This is a genomic window from uncultured Cetobacterium sp., from assembly GCF_947038635.1.
GTDB lineage: Bacteria > Fusobacteriota > Fusobacteriia > Fusobacteriales > Fusobacteriaceae > Cetobacterium_A.
Window position 1 is genome coordinate 18,504 of record NZ_CAMQXC010000006.1, and the last position, 21,874, is coordinate 40,377.

Genomic DNA, 21,874 nt, shown 5'->3' on the forward strand with positions numbered 1-21,874 from the left:
CATTTAATAGTAAAATGAGGTAGATAAATATAAAATGAGGTAGATAAATGAAATTTTTTAATTATAATAAAGTTTTAGAAAGTTTATTAAGTAATCCTGATATTGTAGAAATAGCTATGGCTATTCAAGAATATAAAGGAAAACAAGAGCTATTTATTGAGGCTAAATCTGATATTTTAGAAAAAATGTTAGAGGTTGCTATAATTCAAAGTACAGGGGCATCTAATAGAATCGAGGGAATTTATACCTCTGAAAAAAGATTAGAAGAGATTATTGTCCAAAAATCAGAGCCTAAAAATCGTTCTGAAGAAGAAATATCTGGTTATCGAGATGTATTAACTACTATTCATGAAAACTATGACTACATAACTATTAAGCCCTCAGTACTCTTACAACTTCATAGAGATTTATACTCTTTTAGTTTAAATACTGGTGGAACTTGGAAAAATCAAGACAACGAAATAACTGAAATTGATTCTTTTGGAAATAAATCAATTAGATTTAAACCTCTCTCTGCCCTAGAAACTCCTTTAGCTATGGAAAACTTATGTAATGAATACAATAGAATTTTGAAAGAAAAAACACCTTATCTTAGACTTTTTTTAATTCCTGTATTTATACTAGATTTCTTGTCAATTCATCCTTTTAATGATGGAAACGGGAGAATGAGTCGTCTTTTAACACTTTTGCTGTTATATCAAAATAACTATATTGTTGGAAAATATATTAGTCTTGAAATGCTTATTGAAAAAACAAAATCCCATTATTATGATTCCTTAAAAGAAAGTTCTTTTCAATGGAATGATAATTTAAATAGCTATAGTTCTTTTGTTAAATATTCTTTACAAATCATTTTAAAAGCTTATAGAGAATTTTCTGAAAGAGTGGAGCTTTTGTCTAATTCAAATATTTCAAAATATCAAAGAATCAAAAATCTCTTTGATAACAGACTTAGTAAAATTAATAAAAAGAATATATCAATAACTTTTCCAGATATAAGTATAACCACTATTGAAAGAACTTTAAAAACTCTTTTAGAAGAGGAGTATATTGAAAAAATTGGAAGTGGAAGAAATACAAGTTATGTTCGAAAAAATATCTAAAACTTAGGGAGATGAAGAAAAAAATGATACTAATTGTTGAGGATACTGAGAGTTTGCGAAAACTTTCTAGAAAAATTTTAGAAAAAGAGGGATTCTCTGTAGATGAAGCTGAAAATGGAGAGATTGCTTTTGAAAAAATAAGTGGAGAAACAAAATATTCACTTATTCTTTTAGATATAATGATGCCTAAAATGGATGGAATGGAGTTTATTAAAAACTTAAGAACTTTCTCTGAGATCCCTGTTGTTTTTATAACAGCTCTTTCAGATGAGCGTAGTCAAGTTCTGGCTTATGAAAATGGAGCCGATGGATATCTTACTAAACCTTTTTCCAAAGCATTACTTCTTTCTATGGTTAAAAGATTTGAACAAAAATCATCAAAGCCTGTGCATTATGATGAGCTAACTCTTTCAAAATCTAGCAGAGGTGTTTTTATAAATGATGAAGAGATACATCTTCCAACTAAAGAGCGTGAACTTCTATTTTATTTAGAGGAAAATAAAGGAACTATTAAAACTAGAGAGCAGATTCTAGATGCCATTTGGGGTTACGATTTCTATGGAAATGATAGAGTTGTTGATAAACATATAGCTAAACTTCGTGATAGACTTGGAGAATCTAACAGATTTATTAAAACTGTTAAAGCTCTTGGCTACAAGTTTGAGGTTTAATATGAAGTTGAGAAATAAACTAATTTTAATTCTATCTTTAGTTCTTTTAGTATCGCTCTTTTTAGAGGGAGTTTTAGGAAATATCTATTTTGAAAAATATTTTAGATATACAAAAGTTTTACAACTTGAAAAGATTGATTTTATAAACAGTGGTAAAATTGATTATGATAAACTTAAAGCCTATGAAAAAAATCAAAATGCTTTAGTTATGATTTATAAGGATAATAAAATTATAAATCTTGAAAATTTTTATTATATAAAGGTCAAAACTCAAGATGGAGAGGCTTTTGTGCTACTTGATGCCTTTTTAGATAACCTTTACTCAAATACTCCTTTAAAAATTGAGAATAGAGATTTAGTTGAGATAACAGCTATTAAAGTTTTAAATGACTATTATCTTCCAACAACTTTAATAAAAAATAATGATATTTTTAAAGACTATAAATTTAGTTATCGTTCTAAGGATATCTTTGATATTAAAGGTAGAGTAGAACAGGTTAATACCCCTTATACTCAATCTAGTTTAGGAGATGATTTTTTAGAATCTCTTTTAACTATTGATGTTTTAAAACCACAAAAAGGGAGATATAAAGATGTGGATGGAGATGACGAGTTTCAACTTATTACTTTAAATCGTGATGGATACAAAGTTGTTATCTTTTACTCTTTTGAAAATATTAAAGATATATTTCCCTCTTTAAAGTTATATTTTTATATGAAAGCTATTTTAATTATTCTTTTAACTATTCTTATTGGAGTGATTTTAGAAAAAATTATGATTAATCCAATTGTTAATCTTTCAAAAATAAGTGAGAAAATAGCTAATCTTAATTTTATAAAAGAGATTGATTATAAAAGTAAAGACGAGATTGGAACTCTTTATAAGGATATATTTAAAATGAGTGAAAAACTTGAAAACATAATTGAACTTTATAGAGGAAAAGTCTCTCGAAATAAGGAAGCTCAAATAAAGTTAGAGGAGAGTATCAAGCTTTTTATGCATGAAGTTAAAACTCCCCTTTCAGCTATTATAGGATTTAGTGACCTTCTTTTAGAGGATGAAGCTAATGAGGAGATTAAAATTATAAATACTGAAAGTAAGAGAATTTTAAAAATGGCTAACACTCTTTTAGAGGAGAATCGTTACTCTCAAAATGAGATGATTTTAAATAAAAAAACCTTTAGTTTAATCTCTTTAATTGAACTTTCTTTAAAGATTTTAGAAGGAGAAAACAAAAATATAGATATTGATATCTCTCATTTAAAAAATACCTCAATCTATGGTGATAGAGAGAAGTTAGAACAAGTTATACTAAATATTTTAAAAAATGGTTTAGAGTATGCTAAAAAAGAGATAAAGATTTATACTGAAGAAAAAAATAATGAGATAACTCTATTTTTAGAAAATGATGGACCTCATATTCTAAATGAAAATTTAGATAAAGTTTGGAATAAATTCTTTTCATCCAATAGTGGTGATAGAGGCCTTGGACTTTATATATCTTCAGAGATTTTAGATGCTCATGGATTTAATTATGGCGCTCAAAATAGTGAGCTCGGTGCGAAATTTTTTATAGTTTTAAAAAAGGGGATATAAAAGAGATATTCTCAGGTTAATATAGGTTATAAAATAACACGTATTAAAGGAGAACAACTATGAAAAAATTACTATTTTTAATGACTTTAGTTTCAGCACTGTCTTTTGCAAAAGATTCCCCAACTGATATTTTAGAGGATCGTATCGAGGATCATCTAAAAGTTAGAATGGAATCTATCTTAAAAAAAGCTGACTATGATGTTACAATTGTTAATAACAATATGAATGTAGAGGTTGAACTTGAAGGACTTACAGTTCCTAAACTAAACTTCGATAAAGTTGCTCAAGATATCTTAAAAAATCTAGGAACAGATAGCTCTGTTGATGACATATACATTGTTATAAAACATGATAGTGCAGTTGGAGAGGACAAAATTCTTTACTCACAATACTTTAAAAAATAATAGCTTTTATTAACCCTCTAAACTAATTTAGAGGGTTTTCTATTTGCATCTAATATGTTATACTAATCTAATCTACTATCTAATTTTAAAGGAGTTTTAAGCTATATATGAAAAGAAAGCCTCATAATATTTTTGCAGCTTTTTCTATTATTTTAATAATAATATCTTTTATCTCATTTTTGGTTATTAAAGAGAATAATCTACAAAAGAAAGAATCATCTTTTTTTAAAAAAATAACACCAAGCAACAATAATATTGATTTTGAGAAACTCTCTCCTTTGGAAAAAGATATTTGGGATAAATTTCAAGAAATACCTAAAAGTGAATATAATACCAAATATGAAGAGATTGCTGAAAATAATAGAGTTCTTTTAAATATATCCTCTAAAGAAAATAATATTGGAGCTTATATTCTGAAAATAGTTTTAAATAGTGGAGAGCTCTCTCCAAAAGCTAAACTTTTTATTTTGAATAAACTTAGAGTTTTAGATGCTTCCTCTGGAAATATTGTTGACTCTATTAAAATAACCATGGAATCTCTCAATTTAGCGGAAGAATTAAACTCTGAAAGCGATATTGTTAAAGCTAAAATTGCTTTAAGTTCTATTTTTAATAGTTTAGGTGGACATGAATCTTCTATAAAAATACTTCAAGATATTGATATTGAAAATAAAAATTTCCCAGGAGTTTCAAGAGTTACAATATCTTTATACTTATATTTGGCAGAAAATTATGGTTTTTTAAATAATACCACTGAGGGATTTAAATATCTAAATAAAATTACACCTTTAATAACTGACGAGTGCGGCGAATATAAAAAAAATATTTTAATTTTAAAAAATCTACTTGAAGCTAGACTTTATATAATATTAGATGATCAAGAGGCTGCTCTAAAGTGCTTAAATACTGCTAATCAACTATTAGCTAACTTAGAAAAAGCCTTTTTTACTGATCTTAAAACTTTGCGTTTATTAACTTTAGAGAGTTATTATTTAAAATATAACTCTCTAAAGTTTTCTCCAAATAGTATAAAAAATTTTATTAAAAATACTAACTATCATGGAGATATTACATTTTTAAAAATAGCTTTTAATCTACTTTTTCAGTACTACTATGAAACTAAAGATTTTGAGGAATATACTAAACTTGCAAAATCTTATGATAGCTATCTAGCTGAGGTAAATCTAGCTAATAATAAAGTTTTTACTATGTATCTTATTGAAAATCTAGAAAATGAATATTTTAGTAAAGAAAATGAAAAACTTTACAGAAATATTTTCTTACTTATTCTTCTTATGGTTTTAATTCTAGGGGTATCATATAAACGTATGTTATATCTTGATAAAAAGTCTAAAGTTGATGCTTTAACAACTATTGGAAATAGACTGGCTTTTAAAGAGGATTTCAACTTTTTAAAAGGTAATAACTATTGTATGTTACTTTTTGATATTGATAATTTTAAAAAAATTAATGATACTTATGGTCATGAGTTTGGTGATGAAGTATTATCTACTATAGGAAAAATTCTTAAAACTATTGAAAATAAAGAGATTTCTATCTATCGTATTGGTGGTGAAGAGTTTGCCATTATTTTTACTCATTTTAATGAAAGTTTTGCTATGGAAAGTTGTGAATATATTAGAAAAAGTGTGGAGAATATCCATTGGAAATACCCAATTACTGTTACAATAAGTGGTGGCTTTGCCAAGTCTATGGAAAATATATATGCTGAATGTGATAAAAGACTTTATAAAGCTAAAGGCTCTGGAAAAAATATGATTATATATCAAGATATAAATGAAGGAGATGTTTAATGATTTATCGATTATTTGCCCTTGTTTTTTTTGTATTTTTCAACTTTGCTTTTAGTGAAGTTTATATACCAAATACACCTAAAGAGAGCGAGGAGTTTAGCCAATTACAAAAAAAACAAATAACTCTAGCCTTAATAGATGAACCTTTTTATAATTTAAAATATCCTGATACCCGCTCTATGAATTCTACTGTGGAGGAATTTTTAAAAGATTATATGCAGTTAAATGTAACTTTTAAAAAAGTTTCATTTAAAGATTTACAAAAAGAGATTGAATCTAATACTGTTGATGGAGTAGCTTTAATTCCTAAAAATCAAGTTTTTGATAAAATTCTTGATTTTAGTGATAGCATCTTTTCAGAAGAACTTTACGTTGTTTCAAAATCTGAGCCAATATATTCACTAAATGATCTAAATAATAAGATTATATATACACCTTATATGGCATCATATATCAATATCCTTAAAGCTATTTTAGATAATAATGATTTATTTGCTTATCCTATTCCAGTAAGTAACTTAAAAAATTTTGATGATAAACTTATTCTTACAACTAATCCTGTTTTATACAAACCAAAATATGGTGTTAAAATAGGTCACTCATCTGGAATTACTATAGCCTTAAATCATGAATTTAAAAATTTTCTTCCTTTTATTAATAATGCTTTAAAAATAAAGTATAGATCTATCTTTTTAAAAGATTTAAACAATTTAAATAGCTCTATATCTTATAATAATTTTTATACATCCTTAACTCCTAAAGAGAAAGAGTATTTAAATAATAAAAAGCATATCAAAATAGCTTATGAAAAGGATTCAGACTCCCTTGTTTCTTATAAATCTAAAATTGATAGTAAGTATAAAGGGATTGCTCCTAATATTTTAAAAGCTTTAAAAAATATTTTAGGAATCAACTTTATAGATATAACAGATAGTGGAAATAAAATCATTGAAAATCTTAAAAATGGAGAGTTTGATGTTACTGTTCTTTCTAAGACACAAAAACGTAATGAGGAGTTTATATTTTCTAAAAAAATATACGAAATTGGAACTTATATTATTAGTTTAGAAAGTGGTCCAACTTCTAATAGAACTATTGGTGTTTTAAAGGATAATGTAGAGGAACATATTGCTCAAAGATATGATGTTGATAAAAATATTATTGTTTTTGATGATTTTAACTCTATGGTAATAGCTTTAAACAACGGCAGTGTTGGAAATCTTCTTGTAACTAATAAAGAGGATTTTGATTCTAATAAATATAATATCATTCCATTTGAAACCATCCCTGTTAACTTTATGTTTAATAAAGAAAATACAGTTTTAAGAGATATTATAAATAAATCTTTTATATACTCTATCGATTTAAAAGCATTTGCTGAGCTTTCTCAGCTAGAACGAGAAACTGAAAATAAAATAATCTATATAAAAGATAAAAATATTCAAAATCTTCTTATTATTTTCTCTATATTTTTTGCTTTTATAATTTTAGCTATCTCAACTTATTTATATAAAGAGCGTTTAAATAAAAAAAATCTACTTAAAGACTCTTTAACTGGTCTTCCTAATAGATTTATTTTTGATAAATTTTGTAGTGAACAAAACTCACTTACTGGCTCTACTTTTGTTATTGATTTAAATAATTTTAAAAATATTAATGACTCTTTAGGACATGAATTTGGAGATGTTATTTTAAAAGAGTTTGCTAATTTTTTGAAAAATAGTTTTATTGATTCTTATATTTTTAGAATCTCTGGTGATGAGTTCTATGGATTCTCTTTTGAAAGCCAGGAGGAAATTATTGAAAAATTAAAAAAATATAGAGATTTTTGTCCTACACTTTATAAAAATAATATTACTTTTAATTTAGGAGTAAGTCATAAAATATCATCTATCTCTCTTGCTACTAGTTTTAGATATTCTGATTTAGCAATGCTTGAAACTAAAAAGGAGAAAAGTAGTTTTTATAAAATTGCAGATGAAAAATTTATTGAAAAAATGGATAGAGAGTCTTGCATCCTTTCATTATTAAAAGAGGACATCAGTGGTATTTACGCTGTACTGCAGCCCAAATACTGCATAAAAACAAATAAAATTATTGGAGCTGAGTCTCTTGCTAGATATAAATCTTTAGAACTTGGATCAATTGGTCCATTTGAATTTATTCCAATCGCTGAAAAATATAACTTTATATATAAAGTTGATTATAAAATTGCTAGAGAATCTATTATTTATATTAGAGATCTTATTAATAATGAAGTAAAATTAGATAATTTTAGAATCTCATTTAATATATCTATGAAAACTTTTAAAAGAGATGATTTAATTACTGTAATATCTGGACTTCTTAGTTACTTTAAAGTTCCAGGTAAATACATTGAAGTTGAAATTACCGAGTCTATCTTTGTTTTAGATATGAAGGATCTTATTACAAAATTAAAAGCACTTAAAAATTTAGGCATCCAAATATCCCTTGATGACTTTACTGCTGGACACTCTACTGCTGGACTTTTACCTCTTTTACCTATAGATATCGTTAAATTTGATAAATCACTTTTAGATTCTATTGATATTAACGAAACAAAAGGAAAAATTGTATATAAAAATTTAACGTCACTAATAAAAGATTTAAATTTTAAAATTGTATCAGAAGGTGTTGAGACAAAAGAACAATTAGAGCTCCTAAAATTTTTAGGAGTTGATTATGCTCAAGGTTATTATTTTAGTAAACCTATTTCAAAAGATGAATTTGCTGTGGAGGTTAAGACCCTATGATTTTTAAATTAGTTTATCCTTTATTAATTGTCTTATTTTTTATCTCAGCCTTTATCAATAAAAATAGTCTTTTTAATGATATAAATTCATCTGTTGATAATTTTAATATTCGATTTAATAAGGATATACAAACATTAAGAAAAGAGATCGACTTTTTAGATGCTACTAAAAAAAGTTTACCATTTATAAATTATACAGTTGATGAAAATATAACATATTTTGATATAGATGGAGGTGGAGTTTATTTTAAAAATATAACTTCATACCCTAATCAATTTTATTTTTATAATTTAAAAGAAGCTAAAGAGAATTTGAACTCTAAGTTTAACAACTCTCTTCTCTTCATTGTTTATAACAATATACGTTCTTTAAAAAATGATAGAAAGGTTATTTACACTGATGATTTTAGTCAAACTTGGGTTAAAGTTTTACAAAAAGGATCTTTGAGTTTTGATGTTTTTCAAAATAGAAGAAGTATCTCTAGAAACAATACTGAATTTGCTCTTTATAATCTCTATACTGATAAAGCTCATAAAAAAGAGATGTTTACTATAATATTTCCAGAGTATGACTATTTTAATAATGCTCAAAAACTTCGTGCTCTTTGGTATTTTGATTTTGATCCTAAGTTTTTTGCTAAAAATATCGATAGATTAAAAGATATTTTAGGATTAGATGCTTGTATTATTGATGGAGAATATCGTGTTGTTTATTCAACAAATAAGCAACAATCTAAGAGTATTGTAGATATTAATAACTTTTATTCTTTTCCATTGGAAAAAACTAACTACAAAATCCTAATTGAAAAAGAGGGATTATTTCAGCTTATTAAAGTAAAAGAGATTTTTTTACTAACTTTTATTCTCTTTCTAATTTTTTATATAAATAAAAAAGAGAAACTTAAAAAAGAGTTACACTCTTTAAAAATGCTAAATAAGATTAAAAGTGAATTGCTTTTAAGAGAACCATTAACAGCTCTTTACAACAGATATTTTTTACAAGAGGAGATGAGTTTTCCTATTAAAAATTGTGGAGTAGTCTTACTTGATATTGATCATTTTAAAAATATAAATGACAGTTTTGGACATGATAAAGGTGATCATGTTCTTAAGGCTGTTAGTAACTCTATAAAACTAGTTTCAATTGGCAATGCTGATGCTTTTAGATGGGGTGGTGAAGAGTTTTTAATTATTTTTAAAGATATATCTAAAATTGATCTTTTAAATAAAGTTAATACTCTTCAAATGTTAATTAGAAATTTAGATATTATTGATAACCATAAAATTACTGCTTCATTTGGTCTTATCTATACTGATATTGATGATAAAGACACATTTTATAGCGCTGTTTCTAAAGCTGATGAAAACCTATATACTGCTAAGAAAACTGGTAGAGATAAAGTTGTAGCCTTCTAAAATTAGAAGGCTACTTTTTCTTTTAAAATATATAACTAACTCCAGCTGTTACTTTCCAAGACTCATTCTCTGAAAAGAAATATTTATACCCTGTATAAAATGATACTCCTGTAGCTGGATTTCCAATGGCTCCATTAAGTCCTACCTCTTGAGAGAAACTATTTTTATCCTTTAAATCTCCCTTTTCCTCCTCTTGAGCTAAAACTCTTGATTTATATTTTACATCTTCATCTATTCTATTTAACTCCTGTTTTACTCCTGCACTTATAGAAAAATCTACAATATTGCTCTCTTGAAAATATTGTTTTCCAACTCCCATACCTAAATATAGAGTATTTAAAACTCCATTTAAATTATCTAAACTCACATTATAATTTCCGTAGTTTTCATTTATACTTCGTTGAAATACTGCTACAGATTGTATTTTTCCCATAGGTTCAAAATATACTGAATCAACATCTATCTTTTTAGATACTTTTCCCATACCTCCAAAAAAATAATTTTTCAAATTAGAATTTAAAGCATCATCTAAATTTTCACAGTTAAATCCTATTAAATCTTCACTATATTTCAAATATGCTATATTTATTTTAGGGTCGGTTTTTATTTGAGGAGTTTTTAAATTGCTTTTTACATTACTATCCATTTTTATATAACTCATAGTCCAACCTGAATCTAGTTTTAAGTTTAGTGGGTATCTTTTTCCAATAAATAGTTTATTTTCATTTTTTTCAAACCCGCATAATAGTTGAAAAATTAGAATGAAAAATACAAAAATATACTTCGCCACTAAACCCCTCCTTTAGTCTTTTTTTATTTATACTAAATTTTTTTATATTACCTTTTGATTTTTTCTCTTTACTTTATTTTTTTAAAAAGAAACTTTTACTTTTTCACGAATATAAAAGTGACGAAAACGTATTTATGGGAGGTTAATTTATGGGATTATTTTCATGGATTATTTTAGGACTTTTATCTGGAGCATTAGCTAGACTTATGATGCCAGAGGTATATACAGCTGGACTTTTAGCTACTACAGTTCTTGGAATTATCGGAGCATTAGTAGGTGGATTTATAGGTAGTCTTCTTGGAATCGGATCTGTTACTGGTCTTAACTTAGGAAGTATCTTTTTATCTGTAATAGGTGCTTTTGTTGTTCTGTTCCTATTTATAAAATTTAGAGGAAGATAATATTCAGGAGGGGTTCATGGTAAATATAACTATTAATGGAAAAAACTACTCAGTTAATGAGAAACTCTCAGTTTTAGATATTTTACAATCACTAAAATTAGAGATTCCAACTTTTTGTAGAGATGAAAGATCTGATGAAAAACTTGGTATTTGCGGAATGTGTGCTGTTTCAATTGATGGGACTGTTACAAAAAGTTGCAAAACTATCCCTACTGAAGGTATGGTTATAGATACCTTAGCCCCAGAAGTTATTGAAAATCGAAAAAAACTACTTCAAAAATATATAGACAATCATCATGTTAACTGCCTTGTTTGCCAAAAATCAGGTCAGTGTAAACTTCAAGAGTATTGCTATAAATATGGGATAGATAAAACTATTCCTAATAGTTTAGATCTATTACCTATTGATGATTCCAATCCATTTTTTGTAATAGATCCAAATAAATGTATTGGGTGTGGAAAGTGTGCTCAAATTTGTAGAAATCTTCAGTGCAACCACGCTTTAAAACTGAAAACTACAAATGGAAAGATTCACACTTGGGCTAATAAAGCTGATAATATCAATAGTTCAGCCTGCGTTTCATGTGGAAACTGTGTAAGCTTTTGTCCAACGGCTGGATTACTTCCAAAATATAAACACCAGTTTAGACATTGGGAGACTAAAACTGTAAAAACAACTTGTGGATATTGTGGAGTTGGATGCCAAATTAACTTTGAAGTTAAAGATAATACTATTGTTGAAGCTCACCCAGCTTTAGTTAAGCCAAATGTTGGGTTACTTTGTGTTAAAGGAAAATTTGGATTTTCATATGTAAATCATCCTGATCGTTTAACTCATCCTCTTATTAAAGAGAATGGTGTTTTTAGAAAAGCTAGCTGGGATGAGGCTTTTTCTCTAATTACTAAAAAGTTAGGTGACACTATGAAAACTTATGGTGGAGAAGCCATTGGAGCTTTTTCTTCTGGTAAGTGTACAAATGAGGAGAACTATCTTTTCCAAAAGTTCTTTAGAGGAGTTGTAAAAACAAATAATGTGGACCACTGCTCAAGACTTTGCCATAGCTCATCCTCTGCTGCTCTTGGAAAAACTTTGGGATATGGAGCTATGTCTAATAGTGTACATGAAGGTTTTAATTCTAAAGTTGTTTTAATTAGTGGTGAAAACTTAAGAGAAACTCACCCTGTTTTAGGAACTAAGGTTAAACATGCTGTGCAAAACGGTGCTAAACTTATAGTTATAGATATTAGAGATATTGATCTTTCTGAAATGGCAGATGTATTCTTAAAAATAAATCCTGGAACTGATATAGCTTTAATCAACGCTATGGTTAATGTTATTATTTCAGAAGGTCTTTATGACAAAGATTATATTGATAGTAACACTGAAGGTTTTGAAGCACTTAAAGAGAGTGTTAAAGATTACACTCCTGAGTATGCTGAAAAAATTTGTGGAGTTTTAAAAGATGATATTATTAAAGCTGCTAGAATCTACTCTAGTGATGTAGCTACAACATATTTAGGTATGGGAAATACTCAGCATATAAATGGTTCTGACAATGTCACTGCTCTTTCGAATTTAGCTTTAATCTGTGGAAACGTTGGAAAAGAAAGAGGAGGAGTAAACCCTTTAAGAGGGCAAAATAATGCCCAAGGTGCCTGTGATATGGGGGCATTTCCAGATATCTACTCAGGGTACCAAAAAGTTGATGATCCTAAAGTTAAAGAGAAGATGGAAAAGTTCTGGAATGTGGAAAATCTTTCCCCTTTTGCAGGATTAACTGTTGTTGAAATGATAGATAAAATATCTAAAAATGAGATGAAGTTTTTATATGTTATGGGTGAAAATCCTCTTATGACAGATCCTAATCTTCATCACGTTAGAAGTGCTCTTAAAAACCTTGATCTTCTTGTAGTTCAAGATATATTTTTAACTGAAACAGCAGCAATGGCTGATGTTGTTTTACCAGCAACATGTTTTGCTGAAAAAGTTGGAACTTTTGTCAATACAGGCAGAAGAGTTCAAAGAGTTCGACAAGTTGTAACTCCTCCTGGTGAGGTAAAAATGGATTTAGATATAATTTTAGAGTTAATGGATCGAATGGGTTATAAACAGATTAATCGAACTCCTGAAACTATCTTTAATGAACTTTGTGAGGTTACTCCACTTTACAATGGTCTTAGTTATTCACTTATAGAAGATGAAGGTGTGCAGTGGCCAGTTGTAAATGGAGTAGGAACTGAGTTTTTATATGAAGATCTTTCAAATTTAAAGAAAAAGTTTTCTCTAATTCCTGTGGAGTTAGTTAACTCTGTTGAAGTTATTAATGATGAATATCCTTACTATCTTTCAACTGGAAGAGTACTTTATCAATACCATACTAGATCTATGAGTGGTAGAGTTGATGGGCTAAATGAAAAGTGTCCTGAGCCTTATGCTGAGATGAACTCCAATCTTTTAGAAAAAATATCTAAAAAAGATGGAGATATGATTACAATTAAGTCTCGTCGTGGAGAGATTACTTTAAAAATAAAAGCACGTGATGGTGTTAAAGATGGTGTTGTCTTTGTCCCATTCCACTTCTCTAGTGCTTTAGTTAACGAGCTTACTGGAAGTGAGTTTTTAGAGCCAATCTCTAAAACTCCTGAGTATAAGATATGTCCTGTGAGGTTAATATAAAAAAATTATTTTTTTAAGAGGAATTTTACAAAAATTTTTGAATATACTTTTTAGATATAATTTTTGGAATAGCCTGTTAAGTAAAATTTAAATAAATGGAAAAGAGATTAAGGGATTCTGACCAGACTTTAATCTCTTTTCTATTTTTTGTAGATATTTATCATATCTGCAGCTTTTTTTAATGCTTTCTCTTTTTTCTTAGCTTCAATCTCCACATCAAAATCTTTAAAAAGCCAAATATATTTTTTTATATCCTCCTCTAAGATGTAATCACTGTGAGATTTATCATCTATTGAATCTTTTCCACTTGATATATGAGCTAAAGGTTTTCTACTTTTCCAACTGTTTTTTATTTTTTCCACATCATAATTCTCATCTTTTGTAACTCTTGCATGATGTACATCTAAAACCATTGGTACATCTATTTTTTCACACAACTTCAATACTTCACTAGCTTTATAATAGTGACAGTTTTCTAAAACCAATATACTTTTTGTGTAATCATCTAACTCTCCATAGGTCTTTATAAACTTTTCTATCCCATCCTTTTTACCTATGTGAAGAACTAACTCACTTATTCCAGCTAACTTTGCAAAATCCGCTTGATTTTTTAGAATTTTCAAAGAGTTTTCAATAACTTTTTCACTATCACTATTTAATACTACAAATTGATCTGGATGTATAATTAGTCTAATCTTTAAACTATACTCTTTTATAATCTTTAATTTTTCTAAAATATCCATATCCTCTCTCCAATCCCAAAGATCAGGATATGGAATTACAGATGATGAAACTCTATAGATATAGTTGTTTTTTAAGCAAAATTTTATACACTCTAAAGTGTAATCTAAATTAAATAGTGCTGCTTCTTTTACTTTTTCTAAGTTAAAATTTTTAAGTGCATTTACACCTTTTTTCATGCCTTTTCCATCTAACATACAAACAAGCCCTAGCATTTTACCACCATCCTTTGGTAGTTTATACTAGGGCTGCAGATTAAATCTTTTTTCTATTAGAATCTATATCCTAAATCTAGAGCTAGAGTTTTTCTATCTCCAAATGAATACTCTAATAAAACTGTAAAATTATTTTTTATAACTGTAAAAACTCCTGCTGCTGGTGTTAACTCCTCTAGGTCCATTTGAAACTTATAGTTTAAATTTGTAGCTGGAATAACTCCTGATATCTCACTATTGGTTTTTTGATATGAGGCTCCTAAATATGGTGTTATAGAATAATCACTATCTCTATATACAACGTATCCCAATCTTCCTGCTGCAACCTCTGCACTTTTTGCTGCTACATCTCCATCCATCTCAATTCTAGTATATGTATATTGTAGTGAAGTGAAAACTCTTTTATACTCTCCAGCTATTAAAGCTCCTCCACCAAAAAGTTTTCCCTCTGATTTTTGTTTTATATGAAGATTTTCAGGCATAGTTCCAGATATTTTATCTGCTATACCACCTAGTATTCCATCGTGGAATTTATTTCCAGTGCTATCAAAATTAAAATTTCCTCTCCCTAAGTCAAACTTAGCTTCTGCCTCTAACTTACCAGCTATTCCATAGATGTTTAAAAATGGCAGTATAAAGTAATCCGCTTTTACAAGTTGAACCTTTGCATCTACTTCCATATTGTGAGGACTTAAAAAATCTACATTGGCATTTGGTATTTTTCCTCCAATTTCAATACCATTTACACTAGCACTTTTTAAATCTCCCTTTTCTCTTTGCTTTACTCCCATAACTGACACACCCCAACGATTCATTGGATATGGAATTCCATTCCAATACTCCTGTGCTAAAATCAGTTGTGGCAGTAAAAATAATAATCCCGTTGTTCTTTTCATGCTTTCTCCCTTAATTTTTTTCCCTTAAAACCCGTTTAAATCCTTTTTATTGTATCATATTTACTATTTTTTAATTATTTTTTATTTTTTAAAATAAAAAAAGAAATCCTATATAACTTGATTTTTGTACGGAAAAAGCGTATAATTCAATTAACAGAAATTATTAGTAAACCAAAAAGAGGAGTAACATGTCCAGTTGCCCTCTTTTTATTTTTTGCATTAGATGTTATACTATTAAAGCAGTTTGACTCTTGGAAAACTAGCCTTTCGTAGAAAGGAGGTTTACTAATGTTAAAAATTTCTGTTATTATAGTTTTCTTTCTAGTTTCTAAATATATCTACTAGAAAAGAGAAAAACTGTACAAACTAGATTGGACACCTAGTTTCTGGCAAGGATAAAACCTTGCCTTTTTATTTTTTAAAATAAAAAAAGAAATCCTAAAGTATCGCAGAATAAATGATTAGAAAATAGAACTGTTTTAAAAGGAGGTTGTAAAATGGGAATTTTAACATGGATCATCCTTGGTATTTTAGCTGGTGCTTTAGCTAAGTTCATCATGCCTGGTGCTCAAGGTGGAGGTATAATTGCCACTATGATACTTGGTATCGTTGGAGCCTTCGTTGGAGGATTTTTAGGTAGTATTATCGGTATTGGTTCTGTTCATGGATTAAATATTGGTAGTATCTTTACTGCAGCTTTTGGAGCCATTGTAGTTTTATGGCTTTTCAATAAATTCAGATAAACAAAGAAGAGAGATTTCGGCCCCTTCCCCGAAATCTCTCTTTTTTTAATTTAAAAATTTTTTCTACATAGTTCCTATTATATTTAAGAACCATCCAGAAGTTTTATAGTCCTGTTCTCCTAAAGAGTCCTTGAATCCAGAGAAGTTATATCCCCCTCCTAGCTTCATGTTTCTATCTATATTTTTATAAACTCCAAAGATAGCTCCACTTAAAACATCCTCATTAGCACGGTCTACCAACCACTGATATTGTCCAAAAACTTCCCAACTATTCATTACACTGTAGTTAGCTTTAAATCCCAACATATAAAGATCATTTAAATAGTTATTCTTCTCACGTCTATACCCATTTTTCATAGATATATCAAGAGATCTTGTAAAGGAGTAGATTGTTTCAAACTCCCCTATGTGAGCACTAAAATCCTTATTAGTTTTACTATCTCTATCTAATATCACTGTATATCTTGATAGATAATTTAATCTATCATTGTCTATAGGTCTATAAGCTAGCCCCATACTGCTCTCTAAGTAACTAGTTTTATAGCTATCATCTGTAAATGAGTAGTTTATCTTTCCTGCAAAAGTATACTCTTTATTATATCTATATGTAAAAGAGTTAGTTGTTAAATACTGTTCTATACTCTCTGAACCTCTGTCCTCTCTGTACTCAACTCTATTTCGTAAAGTTAAACTCTCTAACTCAGCTCTTAAATATAGTGAGCCTCCTCTTCTACGGCTTCTCTCATCATTTGGTAAAATTAACTCTCCATGTTGAATAGATCCACCTAATGTTACTCCTCTTCTCAAATCGTAATCTATACCATATCCTTGAAGAGTAGCGTTTTTACCTCTCTCTTTTACAAATTGGTTCTCTTGGTAGATACTTGTTCTCTCTCCAACTCTAGCTCTTTGACCAACAGTATATCTATCTCTAGATATCTCACCATCTGAACTATATCCTGAATAGATATTGTAGTTATCAAAAAGTTGGTAATCTCCTCCAATCTCAAAGTAGTTTCCTGAATCACCAAAAGATGTTCTACCATTAACTTTTAATCTATCGTTTACTCTTTTTTCAGCACCTAAAGATAGAGCATTACTAAGCCCAGCTTTTATCTCACTATATAGTTTTGTACTTTCATTTAAAATATACTCCAGCTTAGCACTAGTTACTGTCCCCGTTTCTCTTTTCTCTCCCCACTTCATCTGATCTACATATTGAAATTTTAAATAGCTTTTTAAATTTTCAGAGTGACTATATTTTAATTCACTTCCAAAAGTTTCTAAAAATCTATCGTCTAAATCTGAAGCAAAGGAGTATCCACGCTCTTTTCTTTCGTACCAGGTTTTTAATTCCGCCTCTTCTAAAAGTTTTAAAGCTCCTGTAATTCTGTAGGCATTTCCAGATATTTTACTATCATCTCTATCTACCTCTTGGAAAGTTAATCCTCCATCAAAAGACAGATAATTACTTACATTGGAGATTCCAGAACTACTACTAAACTCTCCCTTTATATAGTTACCCTTTTCATCTTTTAATTTAACCTCTACACCCTTTAAATCATAGTCTGTTTTCCCACGACTTTCATGAACAGCAGTTACCCCTACACTTAGATTATCATTTATATCTTTTACAGTTTTTACACCATAATTAGATGAATCTACAACCTCTCCCTCTTTAGGAAGATAACTATAATCAACTACTAAATATGCATAGTAGTCTGTAGAGCTTCCACCACTTAAAGGTGTTGTGAGTATAACTCTTCCTATAAAAGGGTCAATCTCATAGTCTCTTCCCTCTTGTAAGTAGATTACTTTTTCCACAACATAGGTATCTGCATCAACAATTTTTATCCAAACTTTTTGGCTACCTTTTAACACTTCGCCATTTTTTAGAAAATATAAACTTCCACCAGTTCCTAAAAACTCATCATGACCATACATAGTGTTTGGAGTACTCATAAAGACTTTTACATTTATATCATCCTCTTTATACTCACTTTTAAATCCATACAACTCTTTATTATAGTCCATAAACTTTGTTCCCACAAAACCAGTTTCATAGTTACCCCACATTAGGTATGACTTTTTATGCTCTAACTTTAGGTAAAGTTTTCCATTAGTATTTACCTCTTTTCTAATTTTAGAGTCATCTCCATACGTTGGATAATAAACATAATCATCATCTGTAACTCTTTCTAAAAGTGTCTGATTTTTTTTATCCTTAGTATCAAAATGTAGTGTTAACTTATAGTCTCCATAGCTACCCTTACCAAAATATGTAGCCCTCGGTTTATCGCTATCTTTTCCTATATATGCATCCACTAATCCTGTTCCCATATATGTATATTTTTTCTCAGATTCTTTTTCCTCTGTCTTCTCCTCTTCCTCTATACCTTTTTGAACTATAAAGTTAAATTTTGTTAAAGAGTATGGAGTTATTCTTTTTACAAGAGGGTTTTCACTTTTAATTACACTTCCCTTGGGCAAACTACTTTCATCAAGTTTTACTGTAAAATTTTCACCAAAAGCTTTATCTACCCACTGATCTGGAAGATGGAATCTACCAAACTCGTCAGCTTGAACCACAACTCCACTTGGAGTATAAACAACTGCATAAGGTATTCCCTTATCTGTTGCCTCATCTATTACTTTACCTATTATAGTAGCTGTATTTAAAAGAGAATCTCCCTTTACATCAACACTTGTTTCACCTATATTTGATATCTTACTATTTCTATTGGCTACATAACTTTGGAAAATATTTTTTCCCATATTAGCTCCAACAGTTGCTTTCATATAGAAAGTTTTACTATATTTTTCCCCTGGTTTTAAACTAAATTTTTGAAACTCCTCATCTAAATATCTAAAACCTTTTGGAGTGGTATTTTTTAAACTTAGATTTTCGTAACTCTCTTTATCTAAATTTTCCACATTAACAGTAAATCCTACAACCTCTCCAAGCTTTATCTCACTCTTTGTAGAACTTAAACGAACTCTAACTCCCTGCTCAACCTTCTCATCTTCTGAATACTCAGATAGTGGTTTTAAATAGATTGTTTGATCATCATTTGTTCCACCAGCTATTTTAGCTTTACTTTCAATAACTCCAATAGCACTACTATCTATATCAGCTTCAACTAAAAACTCTATAGTTACTCCAGGCCCTATATCAACCTTTGTATTTAAATCCTCTCTTCCTGATATCTCATTTTTTAAATATGTATGCTTTTTAAATCTACTCGATTCATCTTTAGCCCCTAAATACGTTACCTTCCAATTGGAGAAAGCTCTTCCATAACGCTTCCCCTCTTTCTCAGTTGTAACTTCAGAAAGTATGTCCTCTATAGGAATAGAACGACCATATCCATCACCTTTATTTTTGATAGTAAGCATGTATTTAAGTTTATCTCCTGGTTTATATATACCATTTTCAGGTTCTAAAAGAGTCTTTTCTCCACTTATAGAACCTCCAACACTCCCTAGTTCATCGGTAGTTTTACCCATTCCATTGACAACAAAACTCATCCCACTTAAGGTTCCAATAGCTTTGTCTGAAACTATCCCTGTTATCTCAAAAGTTATACTACTTTTAGGAGCAAAATCTACATTCTTTTTTATGTAACTTCCTGTATCTCCCATCTTAGATGTTATTACTGTTCTTGGATCACTACTTTTTACACTTATATTTATTCCCTCTAAAACTTTCTCTTTAACATCTGATCCAGCTACTAAAGCTTTTATCTCATCAAGATTACTTTCAACACTTAGATTATCTAAAAATCCCTCTCCTATGTTTTTTAAAGTAGCCTCATAAGTTACCATATCACCTGGTTTATATTTCACTCCACTAGTTACTATTTTTCCATTTACACTCTTTAAACTACTTGAAAACTCTAGCTTTCCAGGCAGTGACTTAACTTCACTCTCTTTTATATCTTCACCATAAATAGACTTCATATGTATACTATCAAAAATACTATTTTTAGTGATTCCTTTAAAACTATATTTTATCTCCTGCCCTGGATATATAACTGGAGTCTTCTCAATTGGTGAGTCATTCTTAAAGGCATTTACTTTTTTATTTTCAACTCCAGAAGCTGAAACTAATGCTTCATCTACATTTAATCTGTATTTTTGTTCATATGCAGTTCCATAACCTTTATTTTTCAATGTGATAGTATAACTAATCTCTTCACCAGCTTTATAACTCTCTTTTGAAACTTTTAAACTATGAACTACATCACTTTTTTCCATCTTTGCAATAGTACTATGCTTAATAATATTTCCCACTGCTTCTTTAGATATTTTTCCTCTTACTTTGTACTCTATAAAACCTCCTGGTAAGATATTTAAAACATCCTCTCCTTCTGAAGTTTCATCCACTATTAAACCCTTTTCTCGAGATATTTTTTTATCACTAGATGAAAAAGCTAAAATCTCTTTTCCATTTATAGATTTTGTTTTTAAATAATCTATATTACTATTAAATCTATAGTTATTTAAAATTCCAAGACCTATATTTTCAACTTTAAATAGATATTCTATATAACCTTCTGATGTATATCCCTTTAGTTTTTTATTACCACTTTTATCCAAATAGCTCTCTACTTGGTAGGTTATCTTAGACTCTGAACTATGTGATGAAATTTTATTATTGACCGTATGACTATCAATCAATATTTTTGATTCTATATCACTAACACTAAAATCATCTACATACACACCATATTTTTTTATAATTTTTTTGCCCTTTCCTAAAGCTACTACCTCTTTTAAACTAGTCTCATTTTTAGGAAAAGCTTTAATAACTTCTCCCTTCCAGTTTACTGCTTCACTTTTATCAACTAAAAACTCTAAAGGAATATTACTACCATTTCCTTTTCCACTATTTTTTATCTCTATCTCATATATATACTCTTTTCCAGGAGAGTATTTTTCACTATTTAAAAACTTTACATCTAGTTTATATGGCTCACTTTTAGTAACTAAACCTTTATATTCAATATCACCTAAAATATTCTCATTTATTTTACCTTTAATCTCGTAGATTAAGCTCTCTCCAAAAGGGATATCCATCTCATTTTGAACATTTTCTCTATTACTTTTAACCTCTATATTTGAAAGTAGTAGCTCTTTTTTTCCATTTAAAGTAGGCACTAAAATTTTATCTATACTCTCATCTAACTTGAAGTTATTCAAATATCCTGGTCCATCAGGTTCAACTACTACTTTATATTTTATGTAGTCTCCAGGAGAGTAAGTTTTTAAATCTACCTCTCTTTTTACTCTAGGTTTTGAACCTAAAACTTCCCCTTTATATGTTCTTTTTTCTAAAAGCTGTTTATCCTCATAAATTGTAACTATATTTTTTATCTCTTGAGGAATTAATTTTGGATTTGGTATAGCTATAATCTCATATTTTACACTCTCTTCTGGAAGTAACTCCACAATTTTGTCATCTAAAATATCTCTATCTCCTGTACTAATTTTTATACCATTTTTATATATCTCCCAAGAGGTAAACACCTCACCTTCAACATCTAAAAATCCTTCACCACTATTGGCTAACTGTCCTCTAATTTTTGTTAAATCATTCACTATCTGGATATCTCTTTTAGGACTATTTTCAT

General features: G+C 28.8%; 14 protein-coding genes. 10 read left to right on the top strand and 4 right to left on the bottom strand.

Features of this window, described 5'->3' with window-relative positions:
* The first annotated feature begins 47 nt into the window (after window positions 1–47).
* From Q0V08_RS01410 to Q0V08_RS01440, 7 genes are all read left to right on the top strand, one after another.
* Complete coding sequence (locus Q0V08_RS01410) at window positions 48–1,103, top strand: Fic family protein (RefSeq protein ID WP_297431444.1); 1,056 nt, start codon at window positions 48–50, stop codon at window positions 1,101–1,103.
* Window positions 1,104–1,126: 23 nt separating this feature from the next.
* Window positions 1,127–1,774, top strand: coding sequence for a response regulator transcription factor (locus Q0V08_RS01415; protein WP_297431446.1), 648 nt, complete (start codon window positions 1,127–1,129; stop codon window positions 1,772–1,774).
* 1 nt (window position 1,775) lies between these two features.
* The gene (locus Q0V08_RS01420) at window positions 1,776–3,371 is read left to right on the top strand and encodes a HAMP domain-containing sensor histidine kinase (RefSeq protein WP_297431448.1); all 1,596 of its coding nucleotides are present in this window, start codon (window positions 1,776–1,778) and stop codon (window positions 3,369–3,371) included.
* 59 nt (window positions 3,372–3,430) lie between these two features.
* Complete coding sequence (locus Q0V08_RS01425; protein ID WP_297431450.1) at window positions 3,431–3,775, top strand: hypothetical protein; 345 nt, start codon at window positions 3,431–3,433, stop codon at window positions 3,773–3,775.
* 107 nt (window positions 3,776–3,882) lie between these two features.
* Window positions 3,883–5,589 carry a GGDEF domain-containing protein gene (locus Q0V08_RS01430; RefSeq protein ID WP_297431452.1) on the top strand — a complete coding sequence of 569 codons (1,707 nt, stop codon included), beginning with the start codon at window positions 3,883–3,885 and terminating at the stop codon, window positions 5,587–5,589.
* Window positions 5,589–8,363: an EAL domain-containing protein gene (locus Q0V08_RS01435; protein ID WP_297431454.1), complete on the top strand. Its 2,775-nt coding sequence runs from the start codon at window positions 5,589–5,591 to the stop codon at window positions 8,361–8,363. The genes Q0V08_RS01430 and Q0V08_RS01435 overlap by 1 nt, the downstream gene beginning before the upstream one ends.
* Window positions 8,360–9,778: a GGDEF domain-containing protein gene (locus Q0V08_RS01440; protein WP_297431456.1), complete on the top strand. Its 1,419-nt coding sequence runs from the start codon at window positions 8,360–8,362 to the stop codon at window positions 9,776–9,778. Before Q0V08_RS01435 ends, Q0V08_RS01440 begins: the two co-directional genes overlap by 4 nt.
* A gap of 22 nt (window positions 9,779–9,800) precedes the next feature.
* On the opposite strand, the gene Q0V08_RS01445 is transcribed toward Q0V08_RS01440, so the two are convergent.
* Window positions 9,801–10,568, bottom strand: a complete 768-nt coding sequence (locus Q0V08_RS01445) for an autotransporter domain-containing protein (RefSeq protein WP_297431459.1) — start codon at window positions 10,566–10,568, stop codon at window positions 9,801–9,803.
* Between the two features lie 149 nt (window positions 10,569–10,717).
* On the opposite strand from Q0V08_RS01445, the gene Q0V08_RS01450 reads away from it, so the two are divergent.
* Both Q0V08_RS01450 and fdhF read left to right on the top strand, forming a co-directional pair.
* Window positions 10,718–10,969 carry a GlsB/YeaQ/YmgE family stress response membrane protein gene (locus Q0V08_RS01450; RefSeq protein ID WP_297431461.1) on the top strand — a complete coding sequence of 84 codons (252 nt, stop codon included), beginning with the start codon at window positions 10,718–10,720 and terminating at the stop codon, window positions 10,967–10,969.
* 16 nt (window positions 10,970–10,985) lie between these two features.
* Complete coding sequence (gene fdhF / locus Q0V08_RS01455; protein WP_297431463.1) at window positions 10,986–13,646, top strand: formate dehydrogenase subunit alpha; 2,661 nt, start codon at window positions 10,986–10,988, stop codon at window positions 13,644–13,646.
* A 140-nt stretch (window positions 13,647–13,786) separates the two neighbouring features.
* Here the strand turns inward: fdhF and Q0V08_RS01460 are convergent, their stop codons facing one another.
* Complete coding sequence (locus Q0V08_RS01460) at window positions 13,787–14,602, bottom strand: hypothetical protein (RefSeq protein WP_297431465.1); 816 nt, start codon at window positions 14,600–14,602, stop codon at window positions 13,787–13,789.
* A gap of 56 nt (window positions 14,603–14,658) precedes the next feature.
* Window positions 14,659–15,498 carry a hypothetical protein gene (locus Q0V08_RS01465; protein ID WP_297431467.1) on the bottom strand — a complete coding sequence of 280 codons (840 nt, stop codon included), beginning with the start codon at window positions 15,496–15,498 and terminating at the stop codon, window positions 14,659–14,661.
* Window positions 15,499–15,995: 497 nt separating this feature from the next.
* Between Q0V08_RS01465 and Q0V08_RS01470 the strand changes: the two genes are divergently transcribed.
* Window positions 15,996–16,241, top strand: coding sequence for a GlsB/YeaQ/YmgE family stress response membrane protein (locus tag Q0V08_RS01470; protein ID WP_023052050.1), 246 nt, complete (start codon window positions 15,996–15,998; stop codon window positions 16,239–16,241).
* 63 nt (window positions 16,242–16,304) lie between these two features.
* On the opposite strand, the gene Q0V08_RS01475 is transcribed toward Q0V08_RS01470, so the two are convergent.
* The gene (locus Q0V08_RS01475; RefSeq protein ID WP_297431470.1) at window positions 16,305–21,842 is read right to left on the bottom strand and encodes a hypothetical protein; all 5,538 of its coding nucleotides are present in this window, start codon (window positions 21,840–21,842) and stop codon (window positions 16,305–16,307) included.
* Window positions 21,843–21,874: the final 32 nt, after the last annotated feature.